The organism is Thalassobacillus pellis, assembly GCF_016908295.1.
In the GTDB taxonomy this organism is placed as follows: domain Bacteria; phylum Bacillota; class Bacilli; order Bacillales; family Halobacillaceae; genus Thalassobacillus; species Thalassobacillus pellis.
The window spans coordinates 16,094-31,197 of the sequence record NZ_JAFBDO010000002.1 but is presented as its reverse complement, the minus strand read 5'-3'; the positions used below and the strand labels follow the sequence as shown (position 1 = coordinate 31,197).

The window sequence follows — 15,104 nt, the reverse complement described above, 5'->3', positions numbered from 1 at the left end:
AATATGAACAATGAGAAAGGTTTTACTCTAATTGAAATGCTGATCGTTCTACTTATCATATCCGTGTTACTGATCATTACCATTCCCAACCTATCTGAAAATAATGAAATGGTGAATGAAAAAGGGTGTGAAGCACTGGTAAAACTCGCAGAAGCACAAGTACAGGCTTATAAGCTTGATAATGGCAGCCTGCCCGCTTCAATAGAAGAGTTAGTAACGGCGGGATATTTAGAACAGCAGAATTGCCCAAGTGGGGGAGTTTTAGGCTATGACGACGCTACCGGAAAAGTCACTGAGCCACCAGCAACCCCATAATGGCTTTACACTTATTGAGGCTATACTTGTTTTATCCATATGGTCAGTCTTATTGTTAATATTAATTCCTGTCCAGCATTCCATCATGGAAAAAAAAGAGCTTAAACAATTTCTTCATCAATTGGAAGATGATGTACTCCTGGCACAAAAATTGACGATGCATGATAATCGAATGTATGAGTTTTATATCCTCCCTTCCATGGACAATTATTACCTTTATGATCCGCTTAACCAAACAAAATTATTAGAAGCAAGAATACCAGCGCATATTAACCTTCGACTTATGACACTTCGGTCTCCTATCCGCTTTTCTTTTGATGGTACCATTAAAACTCCGGGTATTATGGAAATCAGGACAGATACGACCACATACCGTATTGTGTTCCCTTTCGGTAAAGGGAGGTTTTATATTAATGAAATATAATGGTTTCACATTATTAGAGACCATGTTTGCCTTCAGTATAATAACCATGGTTATCGTGACCATTACACCGGTGGCTATGAAGGTGAAAATGGAGGAGGCTGTACTTGCTGAGCGGAGAAATGCTTCATCTTTGATTAATAATGAATTGCAGGCTGCCATCTCAGAACCTGGCGTTCCTGTTGATAAACAAATAAAAGGGAAAAATATTACTCTCCTCATTAATTACTCTTACAAAGATAACCTCTTGAAGGTATGTGGTGGATGGAATAATGAAAAGAAAAAAAGAGAGCAATTATGCATATATGGATACAAAGAAATGTGACGGTTATACACTCATAGAGTCATTACTATGTCTTACTATGGTAAGTATTCTGTTTACCTTCCTCTTACCTATTTATAAGCTCATGGATTTACACGATTATGAAGAGGAATTAGACATCCAACAGTTTTTCACCTTTCTCGAAGAAGAAATATCCTACAATTCAATAACTGATATAAAGCCCAATGCAGTTTCTTTCACCTCAAACACAGGAGAAAATATAACCATTGAATTTTACCAGGGGTCCGTGCGCAGAACAGTAGATGGGTCAGGCCATGAGATACTCATTCACTCTGTACAGGGGATTAATTTCACCCTTTCTGGAAGCTTATTCACAGCAACTGTCACTTCGAAAGCAGGGGAAGAATATGAAAAGAAGAGTATTGTTAAAAACAATATTCCGTGAAAACGGATTTATATTTCCAGCTTCCTTCTTAATAGTCCTTCTACTGTTAGGAACCACTACAGCAGCAATCAGGTTATATGAAAACCACCAGAAGTTCACGAAATTACAGATTGAACAAATGGAACTGCATTCACTGGTACAGTCAGGGATTGGGAAGTTTAATTATGATTCACGGACCATGGAGGGTTTTCCATCAATAGGAGAGATCGTCTATACTTTTCCACACGGCAGGACAGATATTAGTTATGAAATTACAGAAAAGGGGTATTATCTCATTACGATTGCTGCTGCCACCGAAAAAGGCACGAAAACCACGATAATCAGAAAAGTGATGCCTTAAGAACATCCGGAGTATGTTTTATACTCCGGAAATTTTTTATGTATAAAAGCTTCAACTCACGTTCATAATAAAATTACCTCATAATTATTGGGCTATAGCCAAGCGGTAAGGCAGCGGATTTTGATTCCGTCATTCGTTGGTTCGAATCCAGCTAGCCCAGCTCAGTTTTTTAATCTGTCCTGTACACAGGGCGGATTTTTTTTCATATGAAAAGAGTGCCCCAAATGAGACACTCTTTCTTCTACGATATTTTAAAGGTCCAATCAGGTTTATGTTTAGTAATGCTATGAAGCCCCTCTACGTCGTATCCCACTACGAGCTTTTTACCATCAGTTAATATGGGCCGTTTGAGTAATTTAGGCTTTTTCATGACCAGGTCAATGAATTCATTCAAGGTCAACGAATTTATATCGACTTCAAGGGATTTGAATTCCTTGCTTCTAGTCGCAAGGATCTCATCTATACCTTCTGTTGTCAGGGACAATATTTGGGTCAATTCTTCCTTGTCTGGAGTTTCCTTGAAAAGGTGACGCTCCTTAAACTGGACACCTTGTTCCTTCAACCAGGACTTCGTACGTCTGCAAGAAGTACAACTAGGGTAACTGAAAAACTTCAACTGATCCATATACTTCGCTCCCTTTTGTTTTGTACCTATATTGTACAATTATTGTTTAACTATTGTATAATTATTTGCTTCACGTTTTCTAAATATTTTCAGTTTTTCATTTGTGTACGTTTTTTAACAAAATTACCTTCCTGCTATTAATTTCCAAAATAAACATTATAATTAAAGTAGAATGGAAGGGAGTAATGAAAAACATGGAAAACACGTTAAAAATAACAAATGTGTTAAGTGACCCGACAAGGTTTTATATCTATGAATACATCGTTCAAAAAAACAATGAGGTAACCGTACTGGAAATAGCAGAAGTATTCGAAATACATCCTAATGTAGCACGGCTGCATCTTTCCAAATTAGAGGATGTGAAGATGCTGATTTCCTCGTCTAAAAAGACAGGTAAAGGCGGAAGACCTAGCAGGGTATATCAACTATCTCATGAAGAAATCGGGCTCAGTTTCCCTTTCCGTGATTACAAACTACTCTCACAAATTGCAATTGAGGCTTTCTCAGAAATGGGAGAGGCTGGAAAACAGGCACTCTACAAAACCGGGGAAAAATTCGGCAAAGAAATGATGCAACGGAGCGGTGTTTCCTCTAGATCATCCCTATCTAAAGAAGAAAGATTAAAAATCATGAAAACAGCTGCCGAGATGATCGGTCTATACCCGGAATTTCGACCGGTGTCGGATTCCGTTTTCAAATTTCAAGTAAATAATTGTCCATTTAAAGATATAGCTAAAAAACAAAGTGATATTGTATGTCTGATGCATGAATTCTTTCTTAAAGGGATGTTCGAGGCATTATTCGAGGATATGATCTGGACAGAAGAGCATACTATAATGGATGGATGCGGAAGCTGTTTATATAAAGCAGAACTAAAACAAGCATAACAGGATTCATTTTACATTCACGCTTGGGTCGTTTATAATATCTATGATAGTTTCATCGAGAGAAGGAGGGGGAGAAGCATGGATCGCATGTTTCGCGTGCTTGCCTTTTGGACAGGACTATTCGCTGTCATGTTTTTTGTCGGCGAAATGATGGAATCGGCTTTATTATTCGTAGTTCAAACAGCATTTTTCATTACCGTAAGCTATTTGAAACTGTCAGAACGTATGTATATGTACATATTTGGTGCATACTTGACGGTGTTTATGATCGGATTTACGTATTACACCACCTTTATCCTGGTCCCTGGATTCCATTAAAAAAAATCCTGCTGCCCCTAGCGGTCAGCAGGATTTTTTTTGTAGTTGAGAATTATTTCTTTTGAAAAATTTTTCACTTGCACGCAAATGTCAAAAGCAGAACTGATTCCTTCCCCCATTATCAGGGAACGTATAGCCCTGTTACGTTTATTAACATAAGAAAAGGGGTTATTATCATCATGCTGAATCAACTTCCCCAAAATTCCCGTTTCCAACAGGAACTCCCTTTGTTTCATTAACGAAACAGTATGAATACCGAAACTTTCACATATTTCCTTCCATAAATCCCATTGGACGTGGTGGGTTATATCCATCGACCCGGGGGCTTCAAGGATGTTTTTAATAAGCTGATGGTTGCGATAGCCTCTCAAACTCCCTTCCCTTCTCGCCGGATGACTCCTTTCATCAGTTGTGTAACCATAATCAATTGTCAAGATGACCCCTGATTCTAAAATGGAACTGATAACTTCTGCACAATCTTCCATATAAACAGGCAATTCTGTCCGCTGCCCTTCCGATAAATGACCTAACGTATTTTCCATATAAACAGACATTTTCTTCTGGACAGGATGCATCACTTCGAAAAAATCAGATTCGTCATCTACGGCAATTCTTACCTCCTTCAAACTGTTATTTCTCTGTTCATATACTTTAACTGGCTGGGCATCAAGCCATTCATTCGAAAAAACAATTCCTTTGAAATGAGACTCCGCTCGATTGAATGAGGAGAAAGAGGAATGGATATGTATCTTCCCAGAAAGATCCCTGTTTTTTATTTTTCCCGCATGAAAATGGCTCTTTTCAATTATGTGATAGGAAAAATTTTTATCATTTTGTTCAAAAATATCGATGACATCCAACGCAAATGAACCGTCCCCGCCTCCTATTTCGCAGATAGCCAATGGAAGACCATGAAACTCATGGACATGGATGAAAAACTCTGCAAGTACGTGTGCGAAAACAGGATTTATTTTGCTCGAGGTATAGAAATCCCCTCTTTTTCCGATTTTGTCCTTAGCTGTTTGGTAATATCCTTTTTCAAAATGATATAATGCTAACTCGATAAAGGTATCATAACCGATTGAATGTTTATTGTTACTCTCAATCGCTTTCTTTATAATATCCTTCATTACTGTCCCCTTTTCCATCTTGATGACGTTATTGTAAATAAGGATAAATGGTTTTTATGAGCTTTTCATGAATAAATTTTGGGATTTCCCCCTTTTTATACATGAAACTTAGTTTAAAAATGGATTCTTACGTCTTTCTTCATCGATCACTGTCGCAGGTCCATGACCGGGATAAACTGCCGTTTTATCGGGCAGTGTAAATAATTGTTGACGAATACTAGTCATCAATTCCTCCATATCTCCTCCCGGTAAATCAGTCCTTCCGATTCCACGGTTGAACAAAGCATCACCTGCTATGACGAAGCCTTCCTCCTGAAAAACAAAAGAGACACTGCCAGGGGAGTGGCCGGGTGTATGGCGTACTTCAAAGTTAAAAGGACCTACTTTCATAGTTCCCGTTATTATATGATGTTCGGCTGCTCTTGCTGTCACTCTACCCATTTGAAAGAAAGCGGAACCATTAAACTCTGGTTTCTCCAGCCAATCTTCTTCCTCAGGGTGGATATATACGGGAATATTATAGTGATCCCTTATATCATCCACTCCTCCAATATGATCAAAGTGAGCATGAGTAAGTAAAATTGCAACGGGTTTTTTCCTTTCAGATTCTAAATACTCCACTAGTCGTCCGCTGTCCCCACCCGGATCTATAATCAGGCAGGAGTCGCCGTCAGAAATAATATAACCGTTGGTACCCAAGGGCCCAAGGGGCATTTGTACAATTTCCATAAACCTATTGACTCCTTTAAAAAGTTTTAATAAAATCATTAAGAATAACTCGACAAATACTTCCTTATACTATAAAATGTATGAGGAAGTAACGGATTCATATCCATTATAACATCCAGCTTTGAGCTATGGATACTACAGTGAAGGGTTTAGGGGGTGCTGATATTGGTAACAGCCATCATTCTATTACTGGTGACAATTCTTTGTGTGCTTGCCGTATTCCGTGAAATCAAAACTAAAAATTTCTTTGCAGTACTATTTGCAGGAGCTTCAGCATTGATTTTCGGCTGGTTCTCTGTAATGACTATTTACAGCAACTTATTTGGATAAGTGATGATTACAAAACCTTGCCTTAGCGGCAAGGTTTTTTTCATGGAATTCAATCATTTGTTCTGGACCGCATTTCTTCCGCACTTTCAATTAACTGTTGATTTTCATTATAGAAATACCGATACATAGCCAATGTAACAATCATCGCACTTAATGATACGGAAGAAAAGATACTGAGTGATATTACGAGTTGATATTTTATTGCCATCACTGGGGCTACTCCACCAAGAATCAACCCTGTCATCATACCAGGCAACTGAACAAGACCGATTGTTTTTAAACTGTCCACATTTGGAAGTAAAGAAGCATTCAATGTTTTTCGGATGATCAGATGGGAAGCCTGTTTCGGTTGAGCACCTAAAGCCAGTGCTGCCATTAAGCGACCACTGTTTTCCGTGAACTCACTTTTCATTCTTTCAAGTGCAAGTCCCATGGCAACCATGCTGTTCCCGATTACCATGCCGCTCATTGGTATGACCTCAGAGGGTTTGAAATTAACCATATCAAATACCAGCCATAAAGCAAGCACACTGCCTTCCACTACCAGTAAACCAAGAAAAATGACCACAAAAGCATTCGGCAGTTCCTTCCCCTTATTCCATGCATGGAAAGAAGCAACCAGTATCATGATACCGACCATCAAGGGAATACCAATAAAAGCATTCAAATCGAATAAATAGGTAAGTATGTATCCAATAGCAAATAACTGGATGGTTCCACGGATGGAAGACCAGACAATGTCCTTACTCATCCCCAATTGATAATAATAAGATAAAGTCAAAGGTACTAATACGAATACGATTAAAAATAATAACGATTGATTGGATACTTCCGGTGACATGACAAAGCCTCCTAGTCTTGTAAAAACTCCTGTAATGCTTTTGATTCAGGTTCCATCAGCAATCGGGAAATGTTACCGTCTTCAACTATCTTACCTTCCTTCATAAAAATCCCACGTTCTCCGAGCCTTTTAGCTTGTCTAAGATTGTGAGTGACCATGACCATAGTTAATTGATGAACTTCAATTAATTTTTCCAAGACTCCTTCGATCTCTTCAGATGTCCTTACATCCAGGGCACTGGTCGGTTCATCAAGCAGTAAAACTTCTGGTTTATTAGCTAAAGTCCTGCCTAATGACACTCTCTGCTGTTCGCCTCCAGATAACTGATCTACATCTCTGTGCAGATAATTTTCAGGCAGTTGAATTAAATCCATTAGTTCCTCCGCCCGGCTATCCTCCCACTCATCGAACAAAGAGGGACCATATTTCAGGTTATCCAGTACCGTTCCAGGAAATAAATTGGGTGCCTGCAATACTAATCCGATGTTTTTGCGTAATTGTGAAATCTCACAGGATTGAATCGGCTCACCCTTATAATAGATCTTACCCGAATCCGGATCACGAAGCCGATTAAATAAAAATAATGCCGAGCTTTTGCCTGCACCGGAAGGACCGAATAATATAATCTTTTCATTCTTTTTGATGGTAAAATTCAAATCGTTCAAAATATCCTTAGATACCCCGTGAAAATCAAATAAATAATTTTCCAATCCTATTCACCCCTCTTTTCTCATAATTAGTCTCCGTGAAAAACTAATGAATGATATGCGACCTGTGAAGCTTTTTTCAAGTTGCTTTTATATTGTGATAAAGGCAGGGGATTAATTCCCTTACCTATTTCAATCGTGTACCCTTCTTTGTTGAATACATCGATAAACCAATCCTTCATACCGGCATAGCTATCCACTGTTTGTACAGGTTCATAACCGCTTGCATTATTAAATCTCCGAACTGTCTCCCATGATTCATGTGGCTCCTTTGCTCCATATCCATAATATATGACCTCCCCCTGGGAATGAAAGCAAAGCACTCGGTCAAACTGCTCATACTCCGTTAACCGGGCCATGGCTATTGACTCCGGCTCTGTTAATGGTGCATATCCTGGAAAGTCCCTGAATGAAGGGGTTACTGGTTTTCTTTTTTGTTCTTCTTCCCAGCGGGCAGGGAATTGTTTATTCAAATCGACCCCACGTATGTTCGCTTTCCAGGAAGAATAGGTTGTATGACCATTATTGAGCATACGAACAAGGCTGACATATTCCTCTGCTTTTTTTTCACCATGAATAGAAAGATCCACCCCATCAGGGTTAACCATAGGAACCACTGATAAAGTGATGTTCTGAAAAATTTCCTCCAATGAACAGTTCGTAACCTTTTTAAATATATGTTTGTTGCTTACCAATCCCCTGATGATATCTACCAAAATCATCGATGTCATCCACTCATTACCATGAAAGCCTCCATTCCAATGAACCCTACGTGGACCATAACCTATTTTCAATTGGTATATCGGTTTTTTGAGGACAGATTCTCCTATCTTTTCTATAGCGACCGACTTATTTAAACTCAATTGATCGATATCCTGTTGGAATAAAGAAAAATCATAAGCGGTAATCACTCTTAGTCCCCCTTATTTTCTAATTAATTTCTTATTAGAAAAACTTGGCTTCTCGCCAAGTCCTTATGGCGAAAGCCTTAGTTTTAGTTATACTTTACTCCTTCGACAAAACTAATCTTACTTATAGTATAAAAAAAAGACACCCAATAGGTGCCTTATTTATCACTAACTGTTGTTTCCTTCTCCGATTGTTTTTCTCCCTGATCGAAATTGTAGAACCTGAACAGATCTCCATAAATCAGGCTATCTGATAAGGAAAGTTCTTTGTCTACTTTCTTTTTAACAGCAAGGCAACTTTCAGCCTCTGTATCGCTTACCTCTTCTCCAGTTTGGCGATCGTAGCAAACTTCGTTCTTATAGACATATTTGTCACTGACGAAGCTCCCGTCCCTCATGGCAATAAATTTTTTACGGTCCTCAGTAAACAAGTCAGTCCCGAAGGTCAGGTCATTCTCAGCTGGAATACCAAGTAAATGAAGCAATGTTGGTTTCACATCAACTTGACCGGCTATTTTATCATAGGTTTTCCCTTGATCATAGCCTGGGATATGAATCATAAACGGAACACGCTGGTTCTGGACGTGTTGATAACCATCAATCTCTTTTCCCAAAAACTGACTCATTGCGGCATTATGATAATCACTTATCCCGTAATGATCTCCCATTAAAACAATAATGGAATCTTCGTATAAACCGGCGTCTTTTAAATTCTGGAAAAACTTTTCCAATGCTTCATCTGTATAGCGTGCTGTAGGAAAGTAATGATTCAAAGTTCTCGAATTTGAATCATACAAATCCAGGTTAGATTTATCTTCCGGCAGTTCAAATGGGAAATGATGAGTCAAAGTAATGAATTTACTATAGAATGGTTGCTTCTGATCCTTTAAATACTTGATTGATTGTTCAAAAAAAGCTTTATCTTCTAAACCCCATCCAAACGTATTTTCTTCTGTTTCCTCAAAAGATTTTTCGTCAAAAAACTTATCATATCCTAAATTGTCATACATGACATCCCGATTCCAAAAGCTTTTGTTATTAGCATGGTAAACGGAGGTGTAATAATTGTTCTCATTCAAAATTTCCGGGAGTGAATTGTATTCATTGGCTGCATGGGTGAAGTATACTGCTCCACGTGGCAGCGGATATAAGGAGTTTTCAACGATAAACTCAGAGTCTGATGTTTTACCCTGGGCCGTCTGGTGATAGAAGTTAGGGAAGAAAATGGTATCTTTCCGCTCCTTCAGATCATTCATGAACGGTGTCACTTCTTTACCGTTAATTTTTGCATCCAGCACAAAATTCTGCATGGATTCTACGGAAACAAAAATAACGTTTTTCCCTTCTGCAACCCCGAACAAGTCAGATTTCTGATCACTTTCCGTATTTTCACGAATGTAATTCTCTACTTCACTGATTTCACTGCCATCCGCAAACACCCGTTGTGCCTTTGTTTTCGTATGCATGGTGGCATCATATAGATGATAATTAAATATTCCGATGTTCTTCACCAGATATTCCCGGTCAAATGCTCGCACAAACAGCATAGGTCGTTCCATTTCGGCAAGAACAACGTTCGTTGTCATCAGCAGGAATGTCACAGCAGTCACAGTAATTTTTCCTGCTTTAGAAAAATTGACTGACCAACTATCCATATTCTTACTCAAATACCAGATGATAACTACGTCAATGAAAATAAATATATCCTGGAAATGAATCAATGACAGGAGACTTCCTCCAAGATCCGCAGCATTATTTCCCTGAAACAAAACAGGAATCGTTATGAAATCGGTAAAATTACGGTAGAATACCAGATTCAAATACAATATCATTGTTCCAACCAATGCTGTCCAGCGCAAATACTTCATCTGACGATGCGGTTTCAGCCATACGCTGATCGCAAAAACAAGATAAGCACTCACAAATGGATTCAGAAACAGGATCAGTTCCTGCATTGGATTCTCAATACTTAAATTGAGCATGAATCTATATACCAAATATGTTTTCAGTCCAAAAAATATCGTTGCAAGGATGAATAAAGGTACTTTCCATCTAAAGGCTTGCATATATATATCCTCCTCTTACAAAGGCGCGAATCAAAAATAAAATAAGACATACCTTTGCTTTACAGTATCCATTTATCATTCTTATTAAACCATTCTTTATATATGACGAACATTCTACCATAAAAGTTTCATATTTTTGGACAAACTTCTTTTATCCTTGAAAAAACCCTTGTAACACCAGCCGTCAATAATAGAAAGTAATTATAATTCAATCACTGAAGAAAAGCAACGGTCCTAAGACGCAGGACATAAAAAAGCTATTACATAATTTCCTCTAAACATGTAACGGGAAGCATTTTCCGTATTAATGTAAACTCCTTAGCGAATCAAAAAAAAACACCACTGAACATGTAATATACTCAGAGGTGTTTTCCAAAGTAATGGGCTTGTAAGGCAGTTCCTATCCTATATGTTCTTTAACAAGGAAAGCGCCACCAATGACTCCTGCATCATTTCCAAGCTCTGCCAGTACAAATTCCGCAGCTTCGTTCGTACGTGGCAAAGCGAAGCGGGTAAAGGATTCCCTGAGCGGTTGTAGGAGCTGTTCTCCAGCCTGAGAAACACCTCCACCAATGACAATCTTGGAAGGATTACAGACAATGGCCAGATTAGCAATTGTCATCCCAAGAATGTCGGCTACATCATTTACAACATGAATAGCCTCCTTGTCTTTCTGAGCAGCAGCTTCAAAGATATCTTTAGCAGTCAACACTCCATTAGTTTCCTTGATTTCTTCTAAGCGTGTATCATTTCCTTCATTGATCCTACGCTCTGCCAATCTGACCATACCAGTTGCCGAAGCCACCGTTTCCAGACAACCAGTTTTTCCACAATTGCAAGGAGCGCCACCTTCGGGAATAACAGTGATATGGCCTATTTCACCCGCTGTTCCATTAGCGCCATTAATGATCGAACCATTTGCGATGACTCCTCCGCCTACTCCGGTGCCGAGTGTGATCGCTAGCAGGTTCTCTACATTGTTACCTGAACCTTTCCAGTTTTCACCTAAAGCAGCCAGATTGGCATCATTTTCAACATATACTGGTAAGTCAGTCAAATCCCTCAGAATTTTACCAAGCTCATAATCTTTCCATCCAATGTTTACAGCTTGGTGGACAAAGCCTGTTTCTGTATTGATGAATCCAGGTGCTCCTGCTCCAATTCCCATTACTTGCTCTTTCTCGAATCCTGCTCCCATGAGTTTATCATGAATGGAACGGGACATGTCCTTTGGAATATTTACACCGTTATCCTCTGTATCGGTCGGTATCTCCCATTTCTCTTTTATTTCTCCCACTTCCGTTATAAAAGCAAGTTTGATTGATGTACCACCTATATCAGCGCCTATGTAATATCTCTCCATTATACATTCTCCCCTTCATGTCTATCCCGCTCTCTGGCTGCTTCGTTTCTTAACAATAATAGTGCCAGTTGAAATTCTTCGTTAGAAATGCACTGGGATTTATATAATTCCTTAAGTTCTTCTTCCATCAACTCAAGATCTGCAAGTCGATCTCCAACGTAAATAATAGTACCGAACTTTTTCAGTAACTGCTGTATATCATATATAGTCTTCATTTAAAAATCACCTGCTTTGTATTATACCAATCCACTTAGAGAAATAAAATAAGAAAGTCCTCCAGACATGTTCAAAAAAAGACCCAAAAGCATTTTACCGCCAGGAGCGAAGGACCCTTCCCTTTCCGCGGACGAGCACCCGAGCTTCCTCGCGAAACCCACGCTCGGCGATCTCGGCTCCCTCGTTCTTCCGCAGGAGTGGAAGGGTCCTCGCTCCTTGGAATTTCTTTAAAACAGAAAAGTGGGGTCGGTAAAGAGCAATCTCCCCGTCACCATACGGTGGTTCATAGCCTGAAGTACGATTTCATCGAAGACTTCCTGAAAGATTTAAATCGTGTTAGACGATTTCAACTGATCGTGTTTCCGGAACCAACGCTTCAATCGTTACCAATTCCATTTCGTTTCGCTCTTTCTTTGATTGAAACAAACAAAGACACAGGAATTAGGGAAAAACACCAAAAAATTCAGGTTGTCGAGACTTTCTCGACAACCTGAGGGTTTGATTTTTAAAGAATCACACTTTTTAAATTGGCCATTGTTAAGTTTATAACAAGATACGGTTATATCATGTTTGATTGCACGATTTGGCTTCATCATTTGTCCGGATCTTTGGGATGAAGGAATGCTGGTCTTCTGTTTTTTAACGGGATAGGGGAACGGAGCAGTACATCTCTCAGCGCCCTTGCGTTGAAAGGAAAAAACGGCCAGAAATATGGCGTATTGAAAGTATTCATTCTCGCTAAATTCAATATCCATAAAGTAATACCTACTACATAGCCAATTACCCCGAATGCTGCTGTCAACAAAAGCAGTATTATTCGTATGAGCCTGTTTGCTAAACTTAGCTCATAACTAGGTGTAGTAAACGTTCCAATAGCTGCTATGGAAAGATACAGGACAACTTCATTCGTAAATAAACCAACTTCGACTGCAACCTGTCCGATTAAAATCGCTGCGACCAGACCTAACGCTGTGGCTAGGGCGCTTGGTGTGTGAATAGCTGCCATTCTCAGCATATCGATTCCGAGTTCAGCAACAATAAACTGGATCAAAAGAGGAATGGCCCCTACCTCTGTAGGACCAATAAACTTCAAAGCTTCTGGTAGCAATTCGGGCTGTACGGAAAATAGATAATATAACGGCAGTAAGAATAAGGCTGCCATAACTGCAATAAACCTGACTAGACGAAGATAGGCACCTACGACTGGTTTCTGTCGGTATTCCTCCGCATGCTGAAGGTGATGCCAATAAGTAGCCGGTGTAATCATTACACTCGGAGACCCGTCAATCATGATTAATATGTGCCCTTCATACAGATGTGCTGCAGCAGTGTCCGGACGCTCTGTGTATCGGACATTCGGATAAGGATTCCAGTGATGTTCACTTATATATTCGTCTACGGTTTTTTCAGCCATAGGAAGGGCATCAGTATCAATTTTCTTCAATATCGATTTCAGCTTCTTCACTCTGCTATCTTCTGCTATATCTTCTATATAACATATGCAGATATCCGTTTTTGACCTTCTGCCAATTTGCATATATTCCATCCGTAACGAGCGGTCTCTCACTCTTCTTCTTGTCAAAGCTGTGTTAAAAACAATGGTTTCCACATACCCGTCTCTTGCCCCCCTGACCACACGTTCCAGATCAGGTTCCTGTGGGCTGCGGACAGGGTAGGTTCTAGCATCAATGATGATGATTTGATCAAGCCCCTCTACAACAAGAAGGGTTGGCCCTCCCAGCATCCAATCAGTTGCAGCGATCAAGTCATCTTTTTTACCAAGCTCGACATAAGGAAGGTGCGTTTTCAATAATTTTTCCAGAGGTTCTGGTTCCAATTGCTCCGGCTCCAGACGAGAAAGAAGTTTCATCAGGAAGTGGAGAATTTCATCTTTGACAAAGCCATCTATCATAAACAAGGCCATATTACGTCCTGCATAATGCAGATCCAATTGGATGATATCAAAACTCTTGCCGACACCCAGACGTTCATGGATAAAGTCAATGTTCTTCTGATAATCCTTGAATACCGGCTGTTTTTCCTGCTGTTCCTTTTTCATACAATCACCCCATCAGCTATTGCTTTACTTTATTGTGTACTGATAAAGGTGAAACATGCATTTAATCCAGTGAAGCCTGAATATAAGCCATCAGAAGACGGTATGTCTGCCACAAGGAATCCGTATGAGTACGTTCGAAGGAATGAGAGGCATCTATTCCTGGACCAACCAGGCCATGTCTGATATCATACCCTGCTCTTACTGCCGCAGAAGCATCTGATCCGTAAAACGGATAAATGTCGATTTGATAATCGATTTGTTCTTTCTCAGCCAAAGAAACCAGTTGTTTTTTCAGCCCGAGATGATAGGGACCAGAAGAATCTTTTGCACAAATAGAGACATCATGTTCTGTTGATGTCTGTCCTTCCCCGATAGCCCCCATGTCTACTGCTATATAATCAACGGTTTCAGCCGGGATTCCCGCATTCGCACCATACCCGATTTCTTCGTTATTGGAGAAAAAGAAATGGGTGGTATAAGGAAGTTCTATATTTTCAGAAGTTATTTCCTCCAGCATATGAAGTAATACGGCTGCACTTGCCTTATCATCTAAATGACGTGACTTTATATAGCCACTGTCCGACATTTCATACCTGGGGTCAAAGGAAACAAAGTCTCCGACACGTATGCCTAGTTCTTCTATATCTTCTTTATTAGACACCTGTTCATCGATTCGAACCACGATATGAGCATCATCACGCTTTTCCTTAGGTAAGTCGTGATTTACATGGACAGAAGGATTTTGCATCAGGATGGTACCTCTGTATTCTTCTCCATCTAATGTATGAATGGTACAATACTCTCCTTCCACACTATTCCATCTGAACCCGCCGATCATAGAAAGGTGAAGTTTTCCGTCCGATCTGATTTCCTTCACCATAGCACCTAGCGTATCAACATGGGCGGTAAGAATTCTATGTCGAGCATCATCCTTACCTCTGATCGTTGCTATAAGTGCGCCTTTATTCGTCTGTTTCATTTCTATTCCATTTGTTCCGATTAAATTGGCACAATACCGCATGATTTTCTCTGTATCCCCGGAAGGACTAGGGATAGAGACCAGATGTTTCAAATGATCTACCATATGATTAATATGTTTTTGCATGTTAATTCCTCCATTT

The 15,104-nt window shown here is 39.6% G+C and carries 19 protein-coding genes and 1 tRNA gene; 9 read left to right on the top strand and 11 right to left on the bottom strand.

The features are described from left to right. The first annotated feature begins 3 nt into the window (after positions 1-3). From comGC to JOC33_RS05910, 6 genes are all read left to right on the top strand, one after another. Entirely contained in the window at positions 4-315 is a 312-nt protein-coding gene (comGC, locus tag JOC33_RS05935) for a competence type IV pilus major pilin ComGC (protein WP_205091594.1), read from the top strand. Next, positions 269-739: a competence type IV pilus minor pilin ComGD gene (gene comGD / locus JOC33_RS05930; protein WP_205091593.1), complete on the top strand. Its 471-nt coding sequence runs from the start codon at positions 269-271 to the stop codon at positions 737-739. Before comGC ends, comGD begins: the two co-directional genes overlap by 47 nt. After that, on the top strand, positions 729-1,061 hold the full coding sequence (locus JOC33_RS05925) for a type II secretion system protein (protein WP_205091592.1): 333 nt from the start codon (positions 729-731) through the stop codon (positions 1,059-1,061). Before comGD ends, JOC33_RS05925 begins: the two co-directional genes overlap by 11 nt. Continuing rightward, positions 1,009-1,464: a competence type IV pilus minor pilin ComGF gene (gene comGF / locus JOC33_RS05920; protein ID WP_205091591.1), complete on the top strand. Its 456-nt coding sequence runs from the start codon at positions 1,009-1,011 to the stop codon at positions 1,462-1,464. Before JOC33_RS05925 ends, comGF begins: the two co-directional genes overlap by 53 nt. Continuing rightward, entirely contained in the window at positions 1,427-1,804 is a 378-nt protein-coding gene (locus JOC33_RS05915; protein ID WP_205091590.1) for a hypothetical protein, read from the top strand. Before comGF ends, JOC33_RS05915 begins: the two co-directional genes overlap by 38 nt. A gap of 88 nt (positions 1,805-1,892) precedes the next feature. Next, positions 1,893-1,964: transfer RNA gene (locus tag JOC33_RS05910), tRNA-Gln, on the top strand. Positions 1,965-2,045: 81 nt separating this feature from the next. Here JOC33_RS05910 and JOC33_RS05905 read toward each other — a convergent pair. After that, the gene (locus JOC33_RS05905; protein WP_205091589.1) at positions 2,046-2,429 is read right to left on the bottom strand and encodes a Spx/MgsR family RNA polymerase-binding regulatory protein; all 384 of its coding nucleotides are present in this window, start codon (positions 2,427-2,429) and stop codon (positions 2,046-2,048) included. 194 nt (positions 2,430-2,623) lie between these two features. On the opposite strand from JOC33_RS05905, the gene JOC33_RS05900 reads away from it, so the two are divergent. Together JOC33_RS05900 and JOC33_RS05895 are read left to right on the top strand one after the other, a co-directional pair. After that, a complete protein-coding gene (locus JOC33_RS05900; protein ID WP_205091588.1) occupies positions 2,624-3,316 on the top strand; it encodes a helix-turn-helix transcriptional regulator in 693 nt (230 codons plus the stop codon). A 78-nt stretch (positions 3,317-3,394) separates the two neighbouring features. Continuing rightward, on the top strand, positions 3,395-3,634 hold the full coding sequence (locus JOC33_RS05895) for a DUF2626 domain-containing protein (RefSeq protein ID WP_205091587.1): 240 nt from the start codon (positions 3,395-3,397) through the stop codon (positions 3,632-3,634). Positions 3,635-3,651: 17 nt separating this feature from the next. Here JOC33_RS05895 and JOC33_RS05890 read toward each other — a convergent pair whose 3' ends face one another. Continuing rightward, positions 3,652-4,764, bottom strand: a complete 1,113-nt coding sequence (locus tag JOC33_RS05890) for an SAM-dependent methyltransferase (RefSeq protein ID WP_205091586.1) — start codon at positions 4,762-4,764, stop codon at positions 3,652-3,654. Positions 4,765-4,872: 108 nt separating this feature from the next. Beyond that, complete coding sequence (locus tag JOC33_RS05885; protein ID WP_205091585.1) at positions 4,873-5,493, bottom strand: MBL fold metallo-hydrolase; 621 nt, start codon at positions 5,491-5,493, stop codon at positions 4,873-4,875. A 156-nt stretch (positions 5,494-5,649) separates the two neighbouring features. Between JOC33_RS05885 and JOC33_RS05880 the strand changes: the two genes are divergently transcribed. Further along, complete coding sequence (locus JOC33_RS05880) at positions 5,650-5,823, top strand: DUF2759 domain-containing protein (RefSeq protein ID WP_420825699.1); 174 nt, start codon at positions 5,650-5,652, stop codon at positions 5,821-5,823. Positions 5,824-5,872: 49 nt separating this feature from the next. On the opposite strand, the gene JOC33_RS05875 is transcribed toward JOC33_RS05880, so the two are convergent. From JOC33_RS05875 to JOC33_RS05840, 8 genes are all read right to left on the bottom strand, one after another. After that, positions 5,873-6,664, bottom strand: coding sequence for an ABC transporter permease (locus JOC33_RS05875; RefSeq protein ID WP_205091583.1), 792 nt, complete (start codon positions 6,662-6,664; stop codon positions 5,873-5,875). Between the two features lie 11 nt (positions 6,665-6,675). Then, on the bottom strand, positions 6,676-7,374 hold the full coding sequence (locus tag JOC33_RS05870; RefSeq protein WP_205091582.1) for an ABC transporter ATP-binding protein: 699 nt from the start codon (positions 7,372-7,374) through the stop codon (positions 6,676-6,678). Between the two features lie 26 nt (positions 7,375-7,400). Further along, on the bottom strand, positions 7,401-8,282 hold the full coding sequence (locus JOC33_RS05865) for a M14 family zinc carboxypeptidase (protein ID WP_205091581.1): 882 nt from the start codon (positions 8,280-8,282) through the stop codon (positions 7,401-7,403). Positions 8,283-8,437: 155 nt separating this feature from the next. Beyond that, positions 8,438-10,345, bottom strand: coding sequence for an LTA synthase family protein (locus JOC33_RS05860; RefSeq protein ID WP_205091580.1), 1,908 nt, complete (start codon positions 10,343-10,345; stop codon positions 8,438-8,440). Between the two features lie 400 nt (positions 10,346-10,745). Next, complete coding sequence (locus JOC33_RS05855; protein ID WP_239534045.1) at positions 10,746-11,708, bottom strand: ROK family glucokinase; 963 nt, start codon at positions 11,706-11,708, stop codon at positions 10,746-10,748. Next, the gene (locus JOC33_RS05850) at positions 11,708-11,923 is read right to left on the bottom strand and encodes a YqgQ family protein (protein ID WP_205091579.1); all 216 of its coding nucleotides are present in this window, start codon (positions 11,921-11,923) and stop codon (positions 11,708-11,710) included. The genes JOC33_RS05855 and JOC33_RS05850 overlap by 1 nt, the downstream gene beginning before the upstream one ends. A 593-nt stretch (positions 11,924-12,516) precedes the next feature. Next, on the bottom strand, positions 12,517-13,983 hold the full coding sequence (locus JOC33_RS05845; RefSeq protein ID WP_205091578.1) for a spore germination protein: 1,467 nt from the start codon (positions 13,981-13,983) through the stop codon (positions 12,517-12,519). 61 nt (positions 13,984-14,044) lie between these two features. Next, positions 14,045-15,088, bottom strand: coding sequence for a M42 family metallopeptidase (locus JOC33_RS05840; RefSeq protein ID WP_205091577.1), 1,044 nt, complete (start codon positions 15,086-15,088; stop codon positions 14,045-14,047). Between the last annotated feature and the right edge of the window lie 16 nt (positions 15,089-15,104).